The sequence below is a fragment of the Mesorhizobium sp. P3_A9 genome, assembly GCF_056402975.1.
The window spans coordinates 1-1,182 of sequence record NZ_JBFUGJ010000701.1 but is presented as its reverse complement, the minus strand read 5'-3'; the positions used below and the strand labels follow the sequence as shown (position 1 = coordinate 1,182).

The following is a 1,182-nucleotide window of genomic DNA, read 5'->3' as shown; positions in this document are numbered from 1 at the left end:
GAGCTGAACGATGTTCTGGATCAGGTCGCGAAGGTCCACCGCTTAACGACGACCGGGATCGCGGTCGCCTGGATCGTTCGCCACCCGGACAATATCCAGGTGGTGCTGGGAACCACCAACCCGGAGCGTGTTGCCGTTGCCGCGGCCGCTGCCGGCGCGAAAATTCGTCTCTCACGTGAGGAATGGTACCGCCTTTTTCGCGCCGCCGGCCATTGCGTGCCTTAGCTGCAAGGCGGCGTGGGTATTGGTTCGGCGCGACCCGACGGCGGCAACGGGCTTCTGCGGCAACCTCTGCCTAACACACCGTTTCACGCCCAGGCGAAAGGTCCCACGCCGGCACGTGACGCCTTGGAATTGGCAGTCGGTCAGTAGACCTCAGGAGGAGCGCTTCATGCAATTAGCCACCCGTACCGTTGTCTTCTTCCTGTTGCCGGAATTCTCATTGCGGACCTTATCGTCTGCGCTCGAGGCGCTGAAGCTAGCGCACCAGAAAGGGCGCGGCGCCTGAGGTCGCAGTTAGTGTGGTGTGGTTGCGTTCACTTCGGCCAGTTTCGCAACGGCTCGCGCAACCTTCCGGGCCGCAGAGTCGGTGTACCTGAAGCTGAGCATCAATTCGTGCTGCAGCAACGCGAGCCTAGCCGCGCGATAGATGGGGCCACTCCGGGCGATCTTAGGGTTGAGTGGAAATGTCGGGGTCATGGTGACGAATCCTTTCACCGCTTTCCGGTGAAAGCCGGGCCTGGGGATGGAAATCAGTCGTTCTGGATGACGACGTGGCGATGGCGATGCGAGCGCTTGATGACGACAGTATCGCTGTTATGGCCGTGCCAACGGCGCTTGCCGTGGTCATAGAACGCTTCGGTGCCGTGCTTGCGATGATGAAGGCGCTGCCCATCGTTGTTGATGACGGCCACGCGCTCGCCATCCATGTGCCGGTGATGGTGTTTGTTCGTGGTGATGACGAGTGCATCAGCCGAAGCCACCGCAGGCGCGGCCAAGCAAAGCGCCATCGCGCCCAGAATGAGGGTGGTTTTCATTATCAGTTCTCCGAGAAATTAAGATGCCCTTGGGCGGGTAAACATCTCTGCAGGGATTTTGTTCCTGCGTCAAAAGCATCTCGAGTTCACACCTGGATATCGGCACGCCGGCCACGGTCGGCCATGCCAACGTGCTAGCCAATAG

General features: G+C 60.2%; 2 protein-coding genes. One reads left to right on the top strand and one right to left on the bottom strand.

Features of this window, described 5'->3' with window-relative positions:
* The coding region (locus AC1DX0_RS36120) for an aldo/keto reductase (protein WP_477359318.1) at window positions 1-225 on the top strand (225 nt) is incomplete at its 5' end.
* A gap of 527 nt (window positions 226-752) precedes the next feature.
* Here AC1DX0_RS36120 and AC1DX0_RS36115 read toward each other — a convergent pair.
* Complete coding sequence (locus AC1DX0_RS36115) at window positions 753-1,037, bottom strand: hypothetical protein (RefSeq protein ID WP_477224664.1); 285 nt, start codon at window positions 1,035-1,037, stop codon at window positions 753-755.
* Window positions 1,038-1,182 lie beyond the last annotated feature (145 nt).

Excerpts from the sequence above, each read along its gene's own strand:
- AC1DX0_RS36115 (WP_477224664.1), bottom strand. The coding sequence starts at position 1,037 with ATGAAAACCACCCTCATTCTGGGCGCGATGGCGCTTTGCTTGGCCGCG.